Here is a 23,810-nt window from a genome sequence, read left to right on the forward strand (position 1 = left end):
AAAACTCATGGCTAATTTCACTCTGGACATCTTTGGGCAAGTGGAGCGAAGCGATCTGCGGCGCGACGAAGCGCTGGATCTACTGCGCCAATATCGGCGTTCGGGCTGCGTCGACGCAACGGGCGTCGTTCGCTGGCTGCATACGCGCCTGCCGGGAGTGGGTCTTCATTCCGGCAGCGGCGCACGCGCGGTGCTGATCTGTGCGCTGACCGGCCGCGAGTTCTTCCTTGCCGATCACCGCATCGACGGCGTGCGCGTGCTGCCGGCTGCCGCCTATTTCGAGTTCGTGCGCGCAGCGGTCCGGCACGCGGGCATGATGCCGTCGGACGGCTTCGTGCTGAAGCATGTCAGTCTTGAGCGGCCGCTCCCGCTCGACGGCGACGGTGATGGCGACGAGGCGCATCTGCTCGTGGTCGAGCTGCTGGCCGACGCGCGCGGCCGGATCGGATTCACGCTTGCCTCGACCGCGCTGCCGCTCGCCGAGGCCGCACCGCGCCTCGACACGACCGCGCCTGGCGCGCTTGCGACCGTTGCGGAACTGACCGTTCACTGTATGGGCGTCTACCTGCCGGCGCCGGCGCCGGCGTTGGCGTCGGCCGACCCGCTCGCGGCGTCGGAGCGGTCGTCCGGGTTGACAGGCTTCGACGCCGAGACTTGCTATCGCTTCATGGCGGCACGCGGTTTCGAATACGGCCCGCGGCAACGCGCGCTGCAACAGGTCGCGTTGCAGTCGGACGATTGCCTGTACGCGGATCTCGTGTTGCCGGCGTCGCTCGCGTCGAGCCTGCCGGGGATGCTGCTGCATCCGAGCCTGCTCGACGGCGCACTGCAGGCCGCGGTCGGTTTCCATCTTGCGGACGCGGACGCCGCTGGCACGCAAGCCGGTCTGCCGTTCGCGGTCGAGGAGATCAGCGTGTGGCGTGCATGCGAGTCGCGCATGCGGGCACGGGTTACCCGTCACGCGATCGACGCTGGGTCGGTCAGCCGCGTTGATGTCGACCTCTACGGCGCCGGGGGGCGGCTCTGCGTCAGCCTGAAGGGTCTGACGTCGCGCGCCCGGCGTACGCATGCGTCGCACGACGACGCGCTGCTGCTTGCGCAGCCCGTCTGGCGCTCCGTGCCGCTTGCACTGCGGACCGGGCGCGAGCGGCAGCCCGGAGCGCACCGGATCGTGCTGGTCGGCGATCTCGGCGCTGGGGCGCACACCGGCGAGGCGCTCGTCGCGGCGCTGAACGCGCGTTGGCCGGCAGGTCTGCCAAGGCCCGAGGTCGTCCGCATCGACTCCGAAGCGGTGGCGCACGGCGGCGATCCGATCGCGGGGAGCCTGAGCCTGAAGCATTGCCTGCAGGAGTGCGTCGCGACACCGTCTCGGGAGTCCGAACGATTGCTGCTGGCCATCGACGACGCATCGGCGCTCGCGCATAGCGCGCATGCGCTGCTGAAATGCGTCGCGGCCGAATATCCGCAGCGCCAGCCGAAACTCGTGTCCTGGGCCCGGCCTGCGACCGTAGACGAAATCGCCGACGCGCTCGTCGGCGAGGCGCTCGCGGGCGACAGCGCCGACTGCGTGCGCTACGCCAGCGAGCGGGAAGTGAAACTCTGGAAGCCGCTCGCCGGCGATGCGCCCGCGCCCGCGCATGCCTGGCGCGACGGCGGCGCCTACCTGATCAGCGGAGGCGCCGGGCATCTCGGCCTCGATTTCGCGCGCGATATCGCGGTGTCGGTCGCCGCGCCACGCATCTTCCTGCTCGGCCGCAGCGACCCGGCGATGCTCGACGAACGGCAGCAGCAGCGTCTGTGCGAGATTCGCGATGCCGGCGCGCAGGTCGTGCAGTACCGCGTCGATGTCGCCGATGCCGACGCGTTGCGGGACGTCGTCGTGCAGATCGAGCGCGAGCATGGCCCGCTGCACGGCGTGCTGCACGCGGCGGGCGTGATCGGCGATGGCCTGCTCGTGAACAAGACAGACGCTGAGTGGGAGCGCGTACTGCGTCCGAAGGTGTTGGGCGCGGCGAATCTCGATCGGGCGACGCGCCACATGGCGCTTGACTGTTTCGTGCTGTTCTCGTCGGGTAGCGCCGTCTTCGGCAACGCCGGACAGAGCGACTACGCCGTGGCGAACGCGTATCTGGGCTGGTACGCAGAACGGCGCCAGGCCGATGTCGATCGAGGCGCCGCGCATGGCCGCTCGCTGTGTATCCACTGGCCGCTGTGGGATGGCGGGATGGCTGACGCAACGTTCGACGCGGACCAGTTGTACCGCGCGACCGGCATGCGGCCGATGCGCGCTGCGCTCGGTATCGAGGCGTTCTGCCGCGGACTCGTGGCGCCGTGCACCGAACTGATCGCGGCGGCGGGCGACCGCGACCGGCTCGAACGCCACTTGCCGGGCGCCGATCGCGCCGATGCTCAGCAGGACGAAGGAACGCTCGGCGCTGCAGCGGTGCAACCGCGCCGAGCGACGGACGCGGAGCGCGTGCCCGACACGCCGCAAGCCGATGCGGCGACACGACACGCCGCCGCCGCGCGCCTGCTGCAGCGGGTCGTCGCCGCCGCACTGAAGCTGTCGGCGGATCAACTACGGACCGACCAGCCGCTCGACCAGTACGGCATCGATTCGGTCGACATGATGAAGGCGACGCGTGAACTCGAGAAGACCTTTGGCGCCCTGCCGAAGACGCTGTTTTTCCAGTACCCGACGATCGACGAACTAGCTGCGTATTTCGCCGACAGGCATGCCGGACCGCTCACCGCGATGGTGGCGCCGATTACGCCGGCTGCGTCCGCGCAGGCACCGGTGCAAGCGCCTGCCAAGCAGGAGATCGAAGCAGTCGGCGCGCGGCGCGCGGCGCATCCGGGCACCACGACCGACCTGCCTGACGCTGCGCAGCGCGACCGACCCGGCGCGTTGCCGTCGTTCGGCGACCCGGAAGTTGACATCGCGATCATCGGCCTGTCCGGGCGCTACCCACGCGCAACCGACATCGCTGCGTTCTGGGACAACCTCGCGGGCGGTGTCGACGCGGTTGGCGAAATTCCAGCGCAGCGCTGGGACTGGAACGCGTACTACCGCGACAGCGACGGCCATCGCCCTGGCGCGCACGCGAGCAAGTGGGGAGGCTTCATCGACGGCGTCGACGAATTCGATCCGCTGTTCTTCAACATTTCGCCGAGCGAGGCGGAAATCATGGATCCGCAGGAACGTCTGTTCCTCCAGCACGCATGGGCGGCGCTCGAGGACGCAGGCTACTGCCGCAGTCGACTCGCAAGGGCCCGACGCGCGCGCGACACGGCCGGCCCAGGCGAGACAGGCGTCTACGTCGGGGTCATGTACAGCGAATATATCCAGTGCGCAGACAACGATCCGGAACGGCTCGTTGGCAGCAGCTATGCGAGCATCGCCAACCGCGTGTCTTATGCGCTCGATCTGCGCGGTCCGAGCCTTGCGATCGACACGATGTGCTCGAGTTCGCTGACCTGCCTGCATCTGGCGTGCCGCGAACTCGCGTCGGGCGATATCGCAATGGCGCTCGTCGGTGGCGTCAATCTGAACCTGCATCCGAACAAATACCACCTGTTGAGCCAAGGCCGTTTCGTCTCGCCGCGCGGCCGCTGCCACAGCTTCGGCGCGGACGGCGACGGGTACGTTCCGTCGGAAGGCGTCGGCGTCATCTGCGTGAAGCGGTTTGCCGACGCGGAGCGCGACGGCGATCCGATTTACGCGGTGATCCGCGGCAGCTCGATCAATCACGGTGGCAAGAGCCAGGGTTACAGCGTGCCGCAGCCGCAGCGGCAGCAGGACGTGATCCGCCGGGCGCTGAAACACGCGCGCGTCGACGCGCGTTCGGTCAGTTACATCGAGGCGCACGGCACCGGCACCTCGCTCGGCGATCCGATCGAGATCGCCGGCCTGAGCGGCGTGTTCGCACGCGATACCGGAGACACGCAGTTCTGCGCGATCGGCTCCGTCAAGTCAAACATCGGCCATTGCGAGGCGGCGGCGGGAATGTCCGCGCTGACGAAGGTGATCGGCCAGATGCGCGCCGGCGAGCTGTTCCCGTCGTTGCATGCACAACGATTGAATCCACACATCGATTTCGCCGCGAGTCCGTTTTCGGTGGTCCAGCAGCGGCAACCTTGGGCGGTCTCGGGGGAGCGACGGATCGCTGGTATCTCGTCGTTCGGCGCCGGAGGCTCGAACGCGCATATCGTGCTGCAGGATTACCCGCTGCCGGCCGCCGACAGCGACGCCGGCGAGCCGTGTCTGGTACCGCTGTCGGCGCGCACGTCGGAACAACTGACGCTGCAAGCGCGCGCGCTGGCTGCATACCTGGCCGATTGTGCACAGGCCCGGGCCGGCGGCCAGCCGCGCAGCGCGAAGGACTGGCTGCGACCGCCTGCCGGACTCGCCAGTATCGCGTACACGTTGCAGACAGGGCGCGAGCCCTGGGAGGCGCGCGTCGCGTTTATCGCCGATTCGCGCGACGAGCTGCTCGGTCTGTTGAACCGCTATCTGGACGGGCGGCCGGACGAGCACCGCACGTTTGCCGGTACCCGTGCGAACGGCAACCGGCTGCTGCCACTCCTCGGCGCGGACCAGGACAGTCACGCGCTGATCGATGTCTGGTTCAAAAAACGCAAATACACGCAGCTGTTGACTGCCTGGGTCGAGGGCATCGATCTCGACTGGGAACACCTGTATCGCGACGATGCTGGCGCAACAGGCCGTCGGCCGCGCCGGGCGAACCTGCCGACTTATCCGTTCGCGAAGGAGCGCTACTGGCTGCCGTCGGCGGGCGCCGATGTTCCGCAGCCGGCCACGCCGGACCGCGCCAGCACGGCGCGTCTCGGCTATCGCGTGCCCGCATGGGAGCGGTTGCCGTCTGCGGCGTCTAGCGAGGAGGCCGGAAGCGGGCGCGTGACGGACGTGCTGCTGTGCGGATGGGACGCGAACGCGGCACGACGGCTGATGTCGCAATGGCCGGCTGGCCACTGTCGTGTCGCCGCCGGTGGCGATATTGCCGATTCCGTCGACGGCGACTTCACGCGTAGCGCGCTGTCGCTGTTTGCCGAACTGCAACGCCTCCTGCCCGACAGCTCTGGCGCCGCCGTTCGCGTGCAAGTGCTGGTACCGTCCGGCGGCCGTGGCGACCTGCTGACCGCGCTCGAGGCGATGCTGTGCAGCCTGGCGTTCGAACAACCCGCGTTTGCCGGCCAGCTCATTCAGTGCGACGACGCGCCCTCGGACGACGCCGCGCGCGGAGTGCGCGAGCAGGCCGAAACGGCCGCGCGGCATCTGCGTGCATCGCTCATCCGCTGCCGCGACGGCGTACTGTCGCGCCGCGTGTGGCGCGATGCGGCAGTGGCCGGGGCTGTCGAGCCGCAGTGGCGCGAGCGCGGCGTGTATCTGATTACGGGCGGCGGCGGCGCACTCGGTTCGTTGCTCGCGCGACGGCTTGCGCGCGCTATGCCGTCGGTGGTGTTGATCCTGACCGGCCGCCGCGCGCAATCCGGGCGCGCGGACACGCCGGTCGGCACGCTGCTCGACGAGATGCGCGGACAAGGAATCACGATCGAATACCGGGCAGCAGACATCGCAGACCCGGCAGCATGCGAGCAGCTCGTCACCGACATCGAACGCGAGCACGGCGCGCTCCACGGTGTATTCCACGCCGCCGGCGTGACGCGCGACGGCGTGGCCCTATGCAAGACCCCCGACACGCTCCGCGCGGTGTTCGCGCCGAAGGTGGCAGGCACCGTGAATCTCGATCTGGCGACGCGCCACCTGCCGCTCGATTTTTTCGTGCTGTATTCGTCGCTGTCGGGCGCGATGGGCAACGCGGGCCAGAGCGACTACGCAACCGCCAACGCGTTCATGGACCGTTACGCGGCTTATCGCGACGCGCTGGTCGCGACAGGAGAACGCCGCGGCCGAACCGTGTCGATCGGCTGGCCGTGGTGGGAAAGCGAGGGCATGGCGCCGGACGCGCATGCGGCACGGCTGCTGCGCGAACAGACCGGCATGCTGCCGCTCCCCGCCGATGACGGCATGCATGCGCTGACATGCGCACTCGCACACAGCGGCGAACACCTGCTGGTCGTCTTCGGCGACGCGCAACGCATTCGCGAAGCCGCCGAGGCCGCCGAGCACGGCCAACCGGCTCCGGCGCGGCCGGCGACTGGCGATGCGATACCACCGCCGTCCGCCTCCGGGATCGACGAACGCGTGACGGACCGGCTGCGCGAAATGCTCGGCCGGCTCTGCAAACTGTCGCCGCAGCGCATCGATCCACTTGCGCAGATCGAGAGCTACGGCATCGATTCGGTGCGCATCCGGCATCTGCAACAATCGCTCGGCGAGCACTATCCAGGCATCGGCACCGCAGTGCTGTACGAGCACACGACGCTCGCGAGCCTAGCCACGCATCTGGTCGCGCAATACCCGGCTGAGAGCCGTACCTGGGCCGGCGTTCACGCGACGGTCGCTACTGCAACGCCGGCGATCGACGCCACCGCGGAGCGTACGCCCACGCCTGTCGCCGACGCGCGCGGCATTGGCGACAACGGCCGCACCAACGATGACAGCCTGGTGGCGATCATCGGCATCGCGGGCCGCTATCCGAAGGCCGCGAACCTTGACGAATACTGGCGCAATCTCGTCGCGGGCGTCGACTGCATCGGCGAAATCCCGGCTGAGCGTTGGCCGCTCGAGGGTTTTTACGTGGGCGACAAGGACGAAGCGTCGCGGACCGGCCGCAGCTACAGCAAGTGGGGCGGTTTCATCGACGGTTTCGCCGATTTCGATCCGCAGTTCTTTTCGATCGCGCCACGCGACGCGTATCTGATGGATCCGCAGGAGCGGCTGTTCCTGCAATGCGCCTGGGAGGCGCTCGAGGACGCCGGATACAGCCGCGAAGCGCTTGCCCGGCATCGCGACCGTGCGGGCGTGTTCGTCGGCGCGACCAAGACGGGATTCGAGCTGTACGGGCCGGAGTTCTGGCGTCAGGACAAGGCGTTCCTGCCACGAACCTCGTTCGGCTCGATCGCGAACCGCGTGTCGTATTGCCTCGATCTCGCGGGGCCGAGCCTGGCGATCGACACCATGTGTTCGAGTTCGCTCGTTTCGATTCACGAGGCTTGCGAATACCTGCGCCGCGGCGGCTGCGACATCGCGATCGCCGGTGGTGTGAACCTGTATCTGCATCCGGCCAATTACGTGTCGCTGTGTTCGGGCCATATGCTGTCGGGAGCAGGGCGCTGCCGCAGTTTCGGCGCGGGCGCGGACGGCTTCGTGCCGGGCGAGGGCGTCGGCGCGGTGATCCTGAAGCCGCTCGCGCACGCACGGCGCGACGGCGACACCATTCACGCGGTAATCCGCGCGAGCGGCATCAACCATTCGGGCAAGACGCATGGCTACATGGTGCCGAGCCCCGCGTCGCAGCAGGCGCTGATTCGCCAGACGCTGGCGAAAGCCGACTGCGATGCGGTGTCGATCAGTTATCTGGAGGCGCACGGAACCGGCACTGCGCTAGGCGATCCGATCGAGTTCCGCGGCCTCGTGCAGGCGTTTGGCGGCGAACGCGGCGACGGCGCGCAATGCGCGCTGGGCTCGGTGAAGTCGAACATCGGGCACCTGGAGGCGGCGGCCGGCATTGCCGCGCTGACGAAGGTCGTGCTGCAGCTACGCCATCGCACGCTGGTGCCGACGCTTCACGCCCGCGAGCTGAATCCCGAAATCGCGCTGGCCGGCTCCGGCTTCTATTTGTCCGACACGCTGCGCGACTGGACGGCGCAGTCGGGCACAGACACGCCACTGCGTTCGGGCATCTCATCGTTCGGCGCCGGCGGCGTCAACGCACACCTCATTGTCGAGCAATATCGCGACGCCGATGCCGCGCTCGACACGTCGGCAGGCAGTCAGGAGACGCCCGCGATGTTCGTGCTGTCCGCGCGTAACGCCGATCGGCTCGACGCCTATCTGGACCGGATAATCGACTTCCTCGCCAAGGGCGGCGGCCCGCTGGCGGAGCTGTGCTGCGTGCTGCAGACGGGGCGCACGGCGATGCCGGAGCGCTGCGCGTTCGTCTGCCGCTCGACGTCGGAACTGCTCGACGCGCTGCGCGCGCATCGGCGCGGCGAGCATGTCGACGGCTTCCACCGTGGACGTATCACCGGCGTGCCCGCGGCCGGCGAACCGGAGGCACCGCTTGCGCCGGGCGACCTCGACGCATGCGTAGGTGCGTGGGTGCGCGGCGCGGCGCTCGACTGGCGCGCGCTGCGCGCGCTGCCGCATGGTGCGCGGCCGGCCCGCGCCATCGCCGTGCCTACCTATCCGTTCAAGCGGCAGCGGTTCTGGCTCGATACGCTGCCGCCCGCGCTGGCACTCGATGCGCGCGACGGCGCGGCTACCTCGGCAATCGCCGACGGCGGCGCGATGGGTCCGACGTCGCCGCGCAACTCGGTGTCGGTCGGCGATGCCCGCGAAGCGACCGGCAGCGGCGCGATCCGACTGCCGGCGCCGCGCGCGTTCGTTGCGTCGCGCCGCCACACGGTGGCGATGCCGATCACGCTCGCGGCGCCTGCCGCGCGCGCAAACGCCAGGCTGAGCGCGGCGTCTGAATCCGCTCCGGCGACGCGTTTGCCGGCTGCAGAGCCGCCGCGCGCGAGCTACCCGGGCGAACCGCTCGTCCCGTTGCGCGATAGCGCGCATCCGACGCGCGTTCACGTTGCGCTGCCCGCCGGCTGCGACGCGATGCGGCTGGTCACGCAACTGACCGCGCTGTTCGAACAGCCTGCGGGCGGCGATCCGATCGACGTGGTGGTGTTGCACGGCCCGCCCGACGGACTGCGCCAATCCCTCGACGGCGTGTCCGATGGCGCGGCGACACGGCTCGTCGATGCGATCGGCCGATCGTCGTCGGTCGTCCTGGCCGCGTTCCACGGCGATGCGATCGAACTCGGCTGGGTGATCGGCGCCGCAAGCGATCTGCTGATTGTCGACATCGACGGCCGCTATGGCTGCCCGTCCGCGCCGCGTCGCGCGATCGACGGCGCGCTTCGTGCGCGTTTCGGCGCTCGCCCCGGCGCCGCCGCGATGCTGTCGGGCGAGGTGCGCACCGGCGCGGCGTGGCAGGCGGAAAATCTCGGCATCCTCGCACTACCCGCACACGCGATCGCCGCACAAGCGCTCACGACCACCGAAGCGCTGGTTGGCGGTGGCGGTCGCGCGGGCGGCCTGCTCAAGGCGCATTGGCGTACGACCTTCCTTGGCGAAGACGGTGCGCTGGGGAACGTGTCGTCGTGGCCGCTGCTTGCGGACCGTGCGCACGCGCCGGATGTGGCGACCGTGGGGCCGGACGCGACGGACCTCGGCAGCCCGGTGCCGCTGCCGCATCCGTGCGTCGAGCTGACGTTTAACGCGCTCGGCGTCGCCACTGCGCGGCTCAACCAGGTGGCCAGCAAGAACGCATTCACCCCGGAACTGGTCGCCGCGATGGAGGCGGTCGTCGCCTGGGCCGGCGCGACCCCTGCGTGCAAGGTGCTGATCCTGACCGGCTACGGTCACTACTTCGCAACCGGTGGGACGCTGCAGGGCTTGAAGGCGATCCAGCAGGGCAACGCGAAATTCACCGACGCGCGTCTGTACGAACTGCCGCTTGCGTGCCCGGTGCCGGTGATCGCGGCGATGCAGGGACACGCGATCGGCGCCGGCTGGTCGATGGGGATGATGTGCGACGCGGTGCTGTTCGCGGAGGAGAGCGTCTACCACAGCCCGTATCTGTCGTACGGCTTTACGCCGGGCGCAGGGTCCACCCTCGTATTCCCGATGAGGCTAGGCCTGGATCTCGGCCGGGAAATCCTGCTCGGCGCACAGCCCTACAAGGGACGGGAATTGCGCGAACGGCTGCCCGGGTTGTCGGTCGTGCCGCGGGGCGAGGTGCTCGCGCTTGCGCACCGGATCGCGACACGCTGGGCGACACCACAGACGCGTGAGGAATTGATCCGCGCCAAGCAGCTGCGTCTTGCGCCGCTTGTGCAGGGGCTACCCGAAACGATTCAAAAGGAACTAGCGATGCACGAAAAAACGTTCTATCACAACCCCGCCGTCGCAGCACTGATCGACCGCTCCTTCGGTCTCGGCGCGGCGCGCACCGGTGACGCGCCGGGCGCGAACGCCGCCGCCGCGCGCGCCCGGTCCCTGGAGACGCTGCTGAAATCGACGCTCGCCGCCGAAATCCAGCTCGCGGTCGAGGAACTCGACGATCAGGCGAGCTTCGTCGACCTCGGACTCGATTCCGTGACCGCGGTGACCTGGACCCGCACGATCTGCCGCGCACTGTCGGTCGAGCTGTCGCCCGCGCACGTCTATGAGTATCCGAGCGTCGCCAGGCTGCTCGCGTATCTGCTCGACATCACCAGCGGTGGGCTCGTGCAACACCCCGTGCCGGCGGACGCGCGTGCCGAGTCGCCGGTACTGCCTGTGCCGACACCGGCGCCCGCCGAACGCACGATCGCCGACATCGTCATGCAGACGCTTGCGGCCGAATTGCAGCTCGACGCGCAGGACATCGACGCGCAGGCGAGCTTCGTCGATCTCGGCCTCGATTCGGTGACGGCGGTGACCTGGGCGCGCAAACTGCACGAACAGCTGTCCGTCGAGCTGTCGCCGACCCAGCTCTATCAGTATCCGAACGTCGCTACGCTGAGCGCATATCTCGGTAGCGCGGGCGCATCGTTGCGCGTTGCGCAACCCGCCGCGACGAACGTGGCGAGCGCGCTGCCGCCGGCCTCGGTCACGCTGCACGGCAGCAAGCCCGGCGAACCCGCCGTGGGCGTTTCTGCGGTTGTCCCCGCCTCGCGCGAGGCGACCCTTTCGAGCGCGGCAACAACATCAGTACCAGCACCAGCACCCGCGAGGTCGCCAGGCGAGCCTGAATCCCGCAAGCGCGTCGATATCGCGATCATCGGTATGGCCGGGCGCTTCCCGGGCGCAACCGACCTCGACGCATTCTGGCGCAATCTGGTCGAAGGGCGCGACAGCATCGTCGAGGTGCCGGCGCACCGCTGGTCGCTCGACGGGTACTACGACCCGAACCCGCAGGCGAAAGGCAAGACCTACAGCCGCTGGATCGGGCTGCTCGACGACGCCGACGCGTTCGACGCCGAATTCTTCGGCATCTCGCCGCGCGAGGCGGAACACATGGATCCGCAGCAGCGGGTGTTCATGGAGAACTGCTGGCATGCGATCGAGCACGCGGGCTACAACCCGTTCAGCCTCGCGACCAAGCACACAGGCGTGTTCGTCGGGTGCGCGACCGGCGACTACGCCGATCTCGGCGAGCGCAACGAAGCCGGTGCGCAGTCGTTCATGGGCGGCGCAAGTTCGATCCTGTCCGCACGGATGCCGTATTTCCTCAATCTCGATGGCCCGTGTCTGGCGATCGATACCGCATGCTCATCGGCGCTCGTGGCGGTCAACGAAGCATGCAACAGCCTGTTGCTCGGCAACTGCGATCTGGCGATCGCCGGCGGCGTGTGTGTGATGGCCGGCCCGACCCTGCATATCCTGTCGAGCAAGGCCGGGATGCTGTCACCGACCGGCCGTTGTCGCACGTTCGACGACGCGGCGGACGGCTTCGTTCCCGGCGAGGGCGTCGGCACCGTGCTGCTGCGCCGGCTCGACGATGCGATCGCCGCTGGCGACACCATCCACGGCGTGATCCGCGGCTGGGGCATCAACCAGGACGGACGCACCAACGGCATCACTGCGCCCAATCCCGACGCGCAGCGGCGGCTTGCCGCTGGCGTCTACCGCCGTTTCGGCATCGACCCGAAGCGCATCACGATGGCCGAGGCGCATGGCACCGGCACCAAACTGGGGGATCCGATCGAGGTCCGCGCGCTGACCGAGGCGTTTCGGGAGTTCGACGCCGGTACCGGCTACTGCGCGCTCGGCTCGGTCAAGAGCAACATCGGACATCTCGCGCTTGCCGCGGGGATCGCCGGTCTGATGAAGGTGCTACTGAGCCTGAGGCACCGGACGATTCCGCCAACGCTGCATTGCGAGAACGTCAATGAGCACATCGATCTGGCGCGTTCTCCGTTCCACGTCCCGCGTGTCGCGCAGGCCTGGCGCACGCTCGACGACGAGTCGCGGATGGCGTGTGTGAGCTCGTTCGGTTTCAGCGGAACCAACGCGCATATGGTGGTCGAGGAGGCGCACGCCGAGGACCGGCGCGCCTCTTCCGACGACGGCGCGCGCGACCGTCTCGTCGTGCTGTCGGCGCGGAACCCGGAGTCGCTGCGGGCGTCCGCCGCGCGACTGCGCGACGCGCTCGCAGCGGGCATCGCGATCGATGACCCGCCTCACCTGACCGATGTCGCATACACGCTGCAGACCGGGCGTGCCGCGTTCCGACACCGGCTCGCGATCGTCGCGCCGTCGGTCGCCGCACTGATCGAGCGGCTCGACGCATGGCTCACGCGCGGGGCCGATGCGGGTGTCGGCATCCACGATGGCACGGCGCCGGCATCGCATGCCGCCGAACGCTCGGCGAGTGTCGCGCAGGCGCTCGCCGACGGCGATGCGCGCGAGGCGGCGTCGCTGTGGGTCAAGGGCGGCGACATCGGCGGCGATACGCGTGCGTTCGATGGGCTGTCGCCGCGTCGGATCGCGTTGCCCGGGTATATGTTCGCCAAACAGCGTCACTGGATCGGCGGTGCGACGCCGGCGCCGGCTCCGCATGTCGATGCGCCGGCCGCCGCTCGGCATGCCGATGCGCCGGCGGCCGGCCGGTCGCGCAAGCGGATCGCGGTGGTCGGTGCCGGACCGGCGGGACTCGTGATGGCGAAGTCGCTCCTCGAGGAAGGCCATCAGCCGGATGTATTCGATCGGCAGGCCGATCTCGGCGGCGTCTGGTTGCTGCACACGCAGAACAAGCGCGCGGGCGCTTACCGCAAGACACGCTTCCAGACGTCCAAGCATACGAGCGCATTTTCCGATTTCGAGGGCGCGTCGACCGACGGGCACTTTCATGGCGTCGCCGACATGCATCGCTATCTGCGCGACTATGCCGAGCACTTCGGTGTGTCCAAGCACATTCGCTACCGGACCGAGGTCAGCCGTATCGAACCGCACGGTGAGCAATGGCGCGTCACCACGTTGCGCGACGGGGAAGCGCGCGCCGAGGTTTACGACGGCGTGGCGCTGTGCCAGGGGCTGTACTGGAAGCCCTGGCGCCCCGCGTTTGACGGACTCGACACGTTCCGCGGCCAGATCCTGCATTCCGCCGAGTACATCGACGAAGCCTGCCTGAAGGGCAAGCGCGTGCTCGTCGTCGGCAACGGGATCAGCGGGATGGATATCGCCGAGGAGGCGACGAAGAGCGCCAGTCAGGTGATCTGGACCATGCGCAAACCGAAATTCATCATGCCGCGGATGACAGGGTTCGTGCCGAACGACTTCCAGTCGCCCGCAAGTCTGCTGGCGACGGTCGATCCGGGACAGATGCTGGAACGGCTCCGTTACTCGATGCCCGAGTACTTCCGTCAGTACCAGGACAGTGGCCTGCTGCCCGACCTCGAAGATTTCCGCAAGCAGCCATTGGTGCAGATCAACGACGGTGTCGTTCCGCTCGTCGCGAGCGGCCGGGTCGAGGCGGTGGTCGACGAGATCGGCGAGTTCGACGCGAGCGGTTGCCGGTTCCGGCATAGCGGGCGCCGCGTCGATGTCGACGTCGTGGTGTTTTGCACCGGCTACACGATGGACGAGCAACTCGACTGCCTGCCGGGCGTATCGATGCGCTCCGATTTTGCGATGGGGATTTTCCACCGCGACAGGCCAAGCCTCGTATCGACGTCGTGCCCGCTGCCCGTTGCGTACTCCGGCACGTTCTTTTTCCCGGAAATGGCGGCCCGCTGGTATTCGCGCATGATGTCCGGCAACACGGAGCTTGCCCGCAGCGAACGCGACTACCGTTTCGATCGCCGTCACGCGGCGATCAATGGGCCGATCGCGAATGTGATGTTCGGCCTGAGGCTCGGCCTGCTGCCCGATCCGGCGCGCGAGTTCCGCGCCTTCTGGGAACTCGTGAATCTGCCCTCGTTCCCGCCGATCTACCGGCTGCGTGGCGATCACGCGGACCCGAATGCCGCCGCGCGCCTGAAGGCGCTGAACCGGCGCAACCTGACGAGCGCCAAGTCGAGCGCAGCCCTCGACACGGTCCGCTACCGGATGCTGGCGGGACTCGGTGACGCGGCGTTGCGCGACCTGGTCGCGCGCGGCGAGATCGACGAGGACGACTACCGGAACGCTGGTCGACACGTGGCCGATGCGATCACGCTCGACTGGAAGCTGCAATACATCCTGCGCACGGACGTTGCGGAGCCGGCCCAACCCGAGCGCGTTCCGCAACTCCCGGATCGCAAGCTGCGGCCAGGCAGCCCGGAATGGAACAGCTATCGGACGCTGCTAGCTCGGCTGAAGGCGGGAGAACTGGATATGCAGGGCGTGCTGAGCGCCCTGGCAGAGCAGGGAGAATTGACATGAACGAGAGTTTTGACGGTTTACTGGATCGGCTGCGAAACGATGAGTTGGGCGTAGCCGAGGGTATCGCGCTGCTCGCGAAACTCCGCGACACGCTCCAATACGACGGCGCGAAGCAAGGCGGCGGCGCCAATGACGACAGCATGCAGCTGCCGCGCTTCGCTACGCCGAACTGGGTTCCTCGGACGTATCGTGAGGAGACGCTAGCGGCAAACATGGCGTTCGATACGATATTGCTTATCTGCGACGCTGCAGGTGCGTCCGACTGGCGCGACTGGCGCGACGGGCTCGCGGCGGCTTATCCGTCCGCCCGGATCGTGCGGATCGATGTGGCCGAAGCCGAACAAACCTCCGATACGCTCAAGGTGATACCCGTCGGTGCGCGTGTCGCCGTGCTGCTGCTCGACGACCTCCATCGGGACACTCCTGCAGCCGATGTCGATGTGCCCGAACGCTATCTGGCGCGCGTGCTGTCGGGATTCGCCTTGATGCGTGAGCTGCTTTGCAGACGCGAAATCGAGCGTTGCCATCTTCTGCATCTGCTACCGATGGGGCACGCGTTGCCGCACGCTGCGGCGTGGCAGGGTCTGGCGAAAAGCGCCGTGCTCGAGTGCCCGCGTTTCGCGAGCGCCGGTATCTGGCTGTCCGATTCCGATCTCGGTCGCGCGACGGTCGCGCTGGTGGTGCGCGAGTTGGCCGAAATGGAACCGGAGCGGCATCGCGACATCGGATGGATCGATGGCCAACGCTGCATGCGTGTGCTTGTGGCCAAAGCACAGGACGGCGGCGTTCCAACGTCTGGGTTGTTCGCTCGCGGCGAGACCGTTCTGATCACCGGCGGTGCGGGCGGGGTCGGCCTTGCGATCGCCAGTCGCCTGACGGCTCGCTTCGATCTGCGTGTTGTGCTATGCGGGCGCCGGTCGGCAGCGGTGCTGGACGTCTGTCAGCGCGACTGGCTTGCACGGCATCCCAACGTGCGCTACGCATGCATCGATGTAAACGATGCGTCGAACGTGCGCGAACTGATGGCCGAGCTCGGCGCGTCCGCACGGCTCGCTGCCATCTTCCATGCAGCGGGCAGCGTTGACGATGCGCCGTTGCGCCACAAGCCGCTGAGCGCGATTCGCGCGGTGCTTGCGCCAAAAGTGCTGGGCACTCAACTGCTGGACCGTCATTCTGCCGGTCTCGGCGTCAGATACTTCGTCTGCTTTTCCTCGATCGCCTCGCTCGTCGGCAGCGCGGGCCAGACGGATTATGCGAGCGGCAACGGTTTCATGGACGAATACTGCCGAATCAAACAGGCAGCGATGGATGCCGGTGCAGGCCAATGCCGTTACATCAGCATCAACTGGCCGTACTGGCGCGAAGGCGGGATGCGCGCCGATCCACGGCGTCTCGAGCGGCTAACCGCGCAGAGCGGCCTGACCTCGCTCGGCGCATCCGAGGGCTTTGCCAGCCTGCTGCATCTGCTCGCGCATCCGGCGCCACAGGTCGTCGTCTTGCCAGGAAATCGCGCGCTGATCGACCGCGCCTTTCTTTCGCCCCAACGGTCGGGAGCGGCGGAGATTACCGACGCTGTGCCGGCGCGCGCGCGACCGCACGCTGCTGACGCTCTGGAGTCCGAACTTCGTGCGCTGATCGCGCAAACGCTGAAGATGGAAGCAGAGGCGATTGCCTGCGATACCCCATTCAACGAATATGGCTTCGACTCGATCCTGTTGACCGAACTCGCCGCGACGATCGGCCGTCGTTATCCGGACCTCACGCTCGCGGTCGATGTATTCCTCGATCATCCGACGCTGCGCGAGCTGAGCGCGTGGATGCATGCGCGGCTGCCGGCGGCGCCGGAAGCCGCGCCGGCAAAGGCCGCCGGCGACGATGACGCATCCTCTTCGCGTCCTGGAGATAGCGTGATGCCAGCGCACGACGTGCTGCTAGATGGGTTACGCGCGCTGGCGTCGACGATCCTGAAACTGCCTGAGGCCGACATCGACGCGGACACGTCGTGGTCGCAGTTTGGTTTCGATTCGATCACCCTGAGCGAATTCGCGACGCTGATTGCACGTGCGTTCCCGACCGCGTCCATCGCGACAGATCTGTTCCTGTCGTGCGCCACGCTCGCGGAACTGGCTGCGCATCTGGGTGCATTGCTGCCGGCGCAGGTTCCGCAAGCGTCGGCGCCGGCACTTGCGAGCATCGTTGTGCACGAGGGCGGTGCGTCCGACAGCACGCCCGCAGACGACGCGCCGGGCGCCACAGAGGAAATCGCCATCATCGGCCTGGCCGGACGTTTTCCGGCTGCCGACGATCTCGCCGGTTTCTGGCGCAATCTCATCGAAGGCCGCTGTGCGGTGACAGCGATTCCTGCTGATCGCTGGCGCTGGCAGGACTATGTGGTCGATGCACCTGGCGAGCCGGGCGGCACCGATTGCCACCATGCCTCGTTCCTGACCGCGATCGACCGGTTCGACGCCGCGCACTTCGGTATCTCGCCGCGCGAGGCGGAGCTGATGGATCCGCAGCAGCGGTTATTGCTCGAGTGCGCGTGGGAGGCGTTCGAGAACGCGGCGATCGCGCCCGACTCCGTGCGTGGCCGCAAGATCGGACTGTTCTTCGGCGCGGAGAAGAACGACTACCTGTCGCTGATCGCCGACGCCGACGTCGCGATGGATGCCTACATCAACACCGGCAACGCGCACGCGATGCTGACGAATCGCGTGTCCTACTTTTTCGGCCTGACCGGGCCGAGCATCACGCTAAACACCGCGTGTTCGAGCTCGATGACCGCGATCTGGGCTGCCGTCGCAGGCTTGCGTAGCGGCGATTGCGAGATGGCGCTCGCTGGCGGCGTGAACATCCTGCTGAGTCCTGGCCTCTTCGCGTTGAACCGCAAGATGGGAATGTTAACTGCCGACGAACACGTCAAGCCGTTCGATCGGGACGCGTCCGGCCACCTGTTCGGTGAGGGGCTGGGACTGGTGCTGCTGAAGCCGCTACGCCAGGCGTTGCGCGACGGCGATCCGGTGCACGGCGTGATTCGTGCCGCCGACGTCGCGCACGGTGGCGGCGGCAGGTTCTTGACATCGCCGCACGCGCCGTCGCACGAGGCGCTGATCCGCAGCGTGCTTGATCAGGCTGGCGCGTCGCTCGACGACATCGATTATCTCGAAGCACAGGGCAGCGGCGACCAAGTCACCGACCGTATGGAACTGGACACCTATCACGCGCTGTACGGAGCCAGCACTCGCCGCACGCCGCTGCCGATCGGCAGCATAAAGGGGCACATCGGCCATCTCGGCGCGGCGTCCGGCGTGACCGCGCTTATTAAGGTTCTTCTGTGCATGAGCCAGAATCGCTTGCTGCCCGTGCTGCATCACCGCCAGCTCAACTGGCCGCACGACGCGCCGTTCGCGTGCCGGTTGCTCACCGAGCATGTCGAATGGCCCCCGAAGACCATCGAGGGCCGCCGCGTGCCGCGCGTCGCCGCCCTACACAACTACGGCTACGGCGGCGTGAATGGCCATCTGCTGGTGCGCGAATGCCTGCCGCTGCCCGTCGCTGCCCTGCGCTGGCCCGTGCTCGCGCGGCTCTGGATTTTTTCCGCGCGCACGGCCGCGCAGCTGCGGCAGACGGTTGCGCGCTTCGTTGCGTACCTGCGGGACGGCGGATATCGGCTATACGGTCAGCCCGAGCCGGGTGTCGAATCAATCGCGTATACGCTGCAAACCGGGCGCCAGTCGCTGAAACACCGTCTTGCGCTGCTGATCGACGACGCGCCCACGGACACTGCGCTGCATAGCGCACTCGGGCGTCTCGACGGATGGCTTGAGCACGGCCAGGGCGACGAACGGTTGCTGGCCGGTGTCGCGGCGCCGGCTGGCGTCTCGGCCGACGATGAAGCGTTCGACGCGCCTCTGCGCGTCGCCGCTCTCTGGGTGAACGGCGCCAGGATCGATTGGGCGCGTTTCTATCGCCCGGTGCGCCCGACGCGGATCCGTCTGCCGACCTATCCGTTCGCGGCGACCCGGCACTGGGTCACGCAGCCCCGCGATTCTGTGCGCCCGCCTGCCATCATGCCGGCCTCGGCGTTCGCCGCCACGCAGTCGTCGTCCACCGCGCTGCATCCTTTGCTGCACCGGATGTCCGGCTCTGATCGCAATCTGCGTTTCGTCAGCACGTTCGCCGGCGACGAGGCGTTTTTTCGCGACCATCGTGTGCGGCGCGCGATGACGCTGCCGGGCGCCGCTTATTGCGAGATGTTTATCGCCGCAGCGACTATGACCATGCCGGAATGTGAGCGGCAATCAATCGGCTACCGGCTCGATAACCTCGTCTGGACCCGCCCGCTGGCGCTGACGGACGCGCCGGTTGCCATTGCGGTCATTATGGAGCGGCTTGATGCGTCGGCGCGCCACCCAGGCGTCCCCGGATACGACGCTTTCCGCTTGCTGGCCAAGGACGCGCACGCCGACGAAGCACCGCCCTATGCGCAGGCCATCGCGTATCCGGAGGCGCGCGCCACGCTCGCTTCTCCTCCGGCCGTCGCAATCGAACGGCTGCCAGTGCATGTGCGCGGCGCGCGGATCGATGGTACGGAGGTTTATCGGCGCTTCCGCGCGCTGGGTTTCGATTACGGTCCGAGCCATGAATGCATCGAGACGCTGTTCCACGACGGCGACGAGGTGCTCGCACTCCTGCGTTTGCCGGAGACGAGCGTGCCTGCGGTGGCGGGTTATCTGCTCGATCCTGGCCTGCTGGACAGCGCCTTACAGGCGTCGATCGGCTTTGGCCTCGATGCACTCGAACAAGGGGGCGCCGCGATGCCGCTTCTGCCGTTCGGGCTCGAACGGCTGCGTTGCTATCGCGCCTCCGATCTGTCGCGCCAAGTCCGCTGCGTGCATCTACGCCGGCGTGCGGATACGGCCGGCAACCCGGTCGTGAAGCTAGATGTCGATCTGCTGGACGGCGACGGCGCCGTTTGCGCGAGGCTGGAAGGCTACAGCGCGCGCCGTGTGAAACCTGATGTGCCCGCCCGGTCAGCGCATGCGCGTGGCGAGACGGTGCAGGCAGCGTCAATGTCGGTGGCCTGGCGCGAAGAGCAGGGCGCGCGCGTCTATCCGTTTCGTTTTCATCCGGACGACCTGTATCTGCGACACCACCAGATTGACGGGCGCTATCTGATGCCGGCCTTTGCAATGATCGATCTCGCGCGCAGCGTCTCCGATACGCTTCCGCACGACGATGGCGCAGTGCTGCGCATCGGCCGCGCGACATGGCGCAAGCCGCTGTTCGTCGGCACGACGGGCCGCGATGCGGTAATGCGGATCGTCCCCCGCGACGGCGGCTGGACGGTCGCTCTCGAAAGTGACGACGAAGGTGGCAACGCGGTCGTCTATGGGCAATGCGAACTCATGTGGATGACGGATGCGCCCGCTATCGATGGTTGGGCCGATCTCGCGCACGACTTGGCCGATCCGTCGGAGGCGCAAGACACAGCGCGCTTGCTCGCCGGTTCGGTGCGCGTACCTGACGGGATCGAGGTCGTCGAATGGGCGCGCCGAGACGACACGATCCGGCTGACCCTTAATTGCGGCAACAGGCCTGGTAATGCCACGCCGGACGCTGGCACGACAAGCTTTGCCCTGGGGTTTGTGATCGTCGACATCTGCGGTGGCAGCGATGACTCGGCCGGGCTTGTGGTGCCCTACGGAATCGAAGAATGCCTCCTGTATCGCGCACCTATGCAACAGGTGCGGGTCGAGATCCGCATGCTGCAGACACTGGGCAGTGCGCGCACGCGTGCTTACGATATCCGCGTCGCCGATCTCGAAGGCAGGGCGGTGATGAAGCTCACGCGGCTCGTACTGGTCGCGCTGGACGACGCTACGCCGCGAGTGGCGCCTGCCGTGTCCGTCGTGGAGACATGCGCCGCCTCGAATCGGTCGGCGGCATTGCAACGCTGGCTTCAGGAACAGGTCGGGCAATTACAGAAAATCGATCCCGACCAGATCGGACTCGACGACGACTTCACACAGTTTGGTCTCGACTCGTTCAGCTTCACTGAGTTGTCGAACCGGGTGAATCGCCTGTTCTCGATTGATACGATGCCGACCCTATTCTTCGATCATGGCACCGCGCGCGCACTCGCCGACTGCCTGCTGCGCACCTATCCGGATCTCGATCTCGAGGCCTGCATTGGTGACGCCGGCCCCGAGACGTCGCCCGACCTCGCGTTGGCGGAGCATGCCGCGACGTCACAGCGCATGGACATCGCCCAGCGTCGCGACAACGTCCATACCTCGCACGAGCACGACAATCTGGGTGATGATGGGGTGCTGCCGAAAGGGACCGCCAAGGCGCCCGAAGCCTTTGATGCCTCCGATGATCTGTTCGTACGCTACTATCGGATGGCGTTCGGTGCGATCGATGGTTTCGGCCGTGAATTTGTCGCGCTACCGAACGGTATGACGCTCGATGTGCTGCACAACTTTGACCAGGACAACCCGAAACCGCCGCTGCTGCTGTTATCGCCGATGGCGTGTCTTGGCACCGCGTGGCTGCATCAGGTACGCGAGTTTGCTGCCGACTACTCGGTGTTCGTTTGCCATTACCCCGGCCATGCGGCGAGCAGCGGGGCGGGTGCGCTGCGCAACGGCGCCGGCGGCCTGGACTGCGTCGCGGAACTGTTCTGGTCGGCTCTCGATTGTCTCGGGGTCGACGCGCCGGTGCATCTGGTCGGCTGGTCGATGGGCGGGCTTGTCGCGCAGTGTATGGCGCGCGTGGCTTGCGCCCGGGTCGCATCGCTGACGCTGGTGAATTCGATCGAAGGACCGAGCGATGTCGGTGGTGGGGTCGCCGGCGCGATGCGCGCACTGGTCGGCGAGATATCGACGCACGTCGCGCCGGAGGTTAACCGTCATTTTGACGGGGACCATCGCGCGATCAAAGCTTGCTACGACGTGTCGACGTACGACGTCTATCAGCGTCTCGTGATGCAGGGCGGAGTGCTCTCCTGGTTAGCATATCCGCCATTTCCGGTACTTGTGCTCGCGGGCGAGCGCGATCGCGTGGTTCCGATCGAGACCGCGCGGCGCTTGCACGCACGGTTGGGCGAAGCTGGGTTCGAAGTGTTAAACGAAGCCGGGCACTACCTGCCGATGACGCACGCCGGATTTTTCAACAAGCGGCTGCGTCAGCAACTGGAAACGACGTTCTAATCGTCTTTCGTTGGAGGACGCAGCGAGGCCTCCAACGCCCCCTTTCATCCTGCGAAGCGATGTACATAATGAGAAAAGTATTCATGTTCCCCGGACAGGGCTCCCAGCGTCGAGGTATGGGGCGCGAGCTGTTCGGCGAGTACCGCTCGCTCGTCGCGCAAGCGAGCGAGCAGCTCGGCTACGACGTCGCTGAGCTGTGCACCGAGGATGCTCATGGCGAACTCGGCCAGACCCGTTTCACGCAACCGGCGCTCTACGTCGTCAGCTGTCTGTCCTATTTGCATCGGATTGACACTGGCGATAGTGCGCCCGATGTCGTGGCCGGGCACAGTCTTGGCGAATACGCGGCCCTGTTCGCCGCCGGCGCATTCGATTTTGAGACAGGCCTTTCGATCGTGGCAAAACGCGCGATGCTGATGGGCGAGGCGCTCGATGGCGCGATGGCTGCGGTGCAGGGTATTGAAGAGCTGCGTATCCGAGAAATACTGGACAGTTACAACGACGAAATTTCCGATAACGCGCGAGTGCAGGGCGCTGTTTCGTCTGCTCCCGCGTCCGTGGTCGAGATCGCCAATCTGAATCATAGACTGCAATGCGTGATATCCGGGGCACGTGAGCATGTGACCGGTCCGTCACTCGCGCAGCGCTTCGATGACGCCGGCGCGAGCTTCATTGCACTGGATGTCAGTGGCGCGTTTCATTCTGCGCGCATGAAAACGCTGGCTACGCGTTTTGCCGATTTTTTGTCCAACATCGCACTTGCACCGCTGAAGATGCCGGTCGTCTCAAATTGGACTTCGCGCGTATATCCAGGCGGTGATTACCGGCCTGCGATGGTCAACCAGATGTTCAGTCCGGTGAGATGGTACGAATCGATATCCCGGCTGTTGACGCGAGATTATCGCGAGTTTCACGAAGTCGGACCGGGGGACGTGCTTAGCCGGCTGCAACGCCATATCGAAAACGCGCCGTTTCAGTGCACGTGAGGCTCGCCACGGCGATGCAGTCGACCCCTTTGGAATTCATAAACGCTCCAGGCAACGAGGTTATTCATGCATTCAGCTCAAGAGAATTCGTTGATGAAAAAGCCTCCACTTGAAGGCGTTTGGTCACTTATTTCATATGTCGCACGGAGCACATCTGGAGAGGAGTCACTTCCCTTTGGTGAAGAACCGATGGGCCGGCTCATCTACACCCCAACGGGGCATGTGTCCGCAACTCTGTGCCGAATGCCGAGACATCTGGTTGCATCCGACGAAAAAAGTATGAGGATGGATGCCGAGTTCCATATTACATCTGATTGGTTCGACGCCTATGCGGGGATCTATGAAATTGATGTCGCCGCTAACCAGGTAGCGCATCGCGTCGCGCTGTCCAGTCGGCCCAACATGATCGGCACGGACCAAATCCGATACTACAAGTTCGAGAATAATGATCATCTGGTTCTGTCAACGCCACCAATTCTTTCGTGTGGCCACGAGTTGGTTCTTAAGCTTGTGTGGTGGCGGCTCGCGTGACGGTGCCTGTCTCTTCCTTCAACCGGACCCGCCTGTTGCGGTCCGTTTGAGTCATACCTAGACGGTGGTGGATTGAGAATCTTCTGGCATCCCGCTCCACCCGCTATAGCCGCTATCGATGGCCTGCTTCGGGTAGCAATTGCTGTGTTCATGGCAATCGGTCTCGCGGTATTGCGACCTTGGCTTTGCTGGATCAGGCAGTGCAATGCTTGGCCATGAGCGCCTGCACCAGGGGTGTCTTATGACCGCTGACGTTGTCGAATATGAGATGGATCTGGCGAAGGCTGAACTGAGTGTCGAGCATATCTTGGAGGCAGCCTACGAACTGCTGGTGTGGCGCGCGGTGGCCTTGCCCAATAATTCATCGGTGCAGGTATTGAGCGAAGCGGACAGGGGAGTATGCTTCTACGCTTGTAGTCGAATCAGTAGCTTTCAGCGTACCTGAGCGGTAGCGGTAGCATACGATCCTTGCGATCAAGCGCCTGGATCACCGTCTTTTTAATCTATGCAAAATATTGCTGCGTGCAGATC

The 23,810-nt window shown here is 66.4% G+C and carries 5 protein-coding genes; all 5 read left to right on the forward strand.

From position 1 onward, the window contains the following. Positions 1-7: 7 nt before the first annotated feature. The 5 genes from ABQU90_RS12630 (at position 8) to ABQU90_RS12650 (ending at position 23,724) form a co-directional block, all read left to right on the forward strand. Positions 8-14,548, forward strand: coding sequence for an SDR family NAD(P)-dependent oxidoreductase (locus ABQU90_RS12630; protein WP_323522795.1), 14,541 nt, complete (start codon positions 8-10; stop codon positions 14,546-14,548). Then, positions 14,545-21,762 (forward strand): alpha/beta fold hydrolase, encoded by a 7,218-nt coding sequence (locus tag ABQU90_RS12635; protein WP_323522796.1) that lies wholly within the window; start codon positions 14,545-14,547, stop codon positions 21,760-21,762. The genes ABQU90_RS12630 and ABQU90_RS12635 overlap by 4 nt, the downstream gene beginning before the upstream one ends. 68 nt (positions 21,763-21,830) lie before the next feature. Continuing rightward, positions 21,831-22,748: an ACP S-malonyltransferase gene (locus ABQU90_RS12640; RefSeq protein ID WP_323522797.1), complete on the forward strand. Its 918-nt coding sequence runs from the start codon at positions 21,831-21,833 to the stop codon at positions 22,746-22,748. A gap of 93 nt (positions 22,749-22,841) precedes the next feature. Continuing rightward, on the forward strand, positions 22,842-23,279 hold the full coding sequence (locus ABQU90_RS12645; RefSeq protein WP_323522798.1) for a lipocalin-like domain-containing protein: 438 nt from the start codon (positions 22,842-22,844) through the stop codon (positions 23,277-23,279). Positions 23,280-23,520: 241 nt separating this feature from the next. Next, the gene (locus ABQU90_RS12650) at positions 23,521-23,724 is read left to right on the forward strand and encodes a hypothetical protein (RefSeq protein WP_323522799.1); all 204 of its coding nucleotides are present in this window, start codon (positions 23,521-23,523) and stop codon (positions 23,722-23,724) included. The last annotated feature ends 86 nt before the right edge of the window (positions 23,725-23,810 follow it).

This window comes from Xanthomonas sp. WHRI 10207, from assembly GCF_040202975.1.
In the GTDB taxonomy this organism is placed as follows: domain Bacteria; phylum Pseudomonadota; class Gammaproteobacteria; order Xanthomonadales; family Xanthomonadaceae; genus Xanthomonas.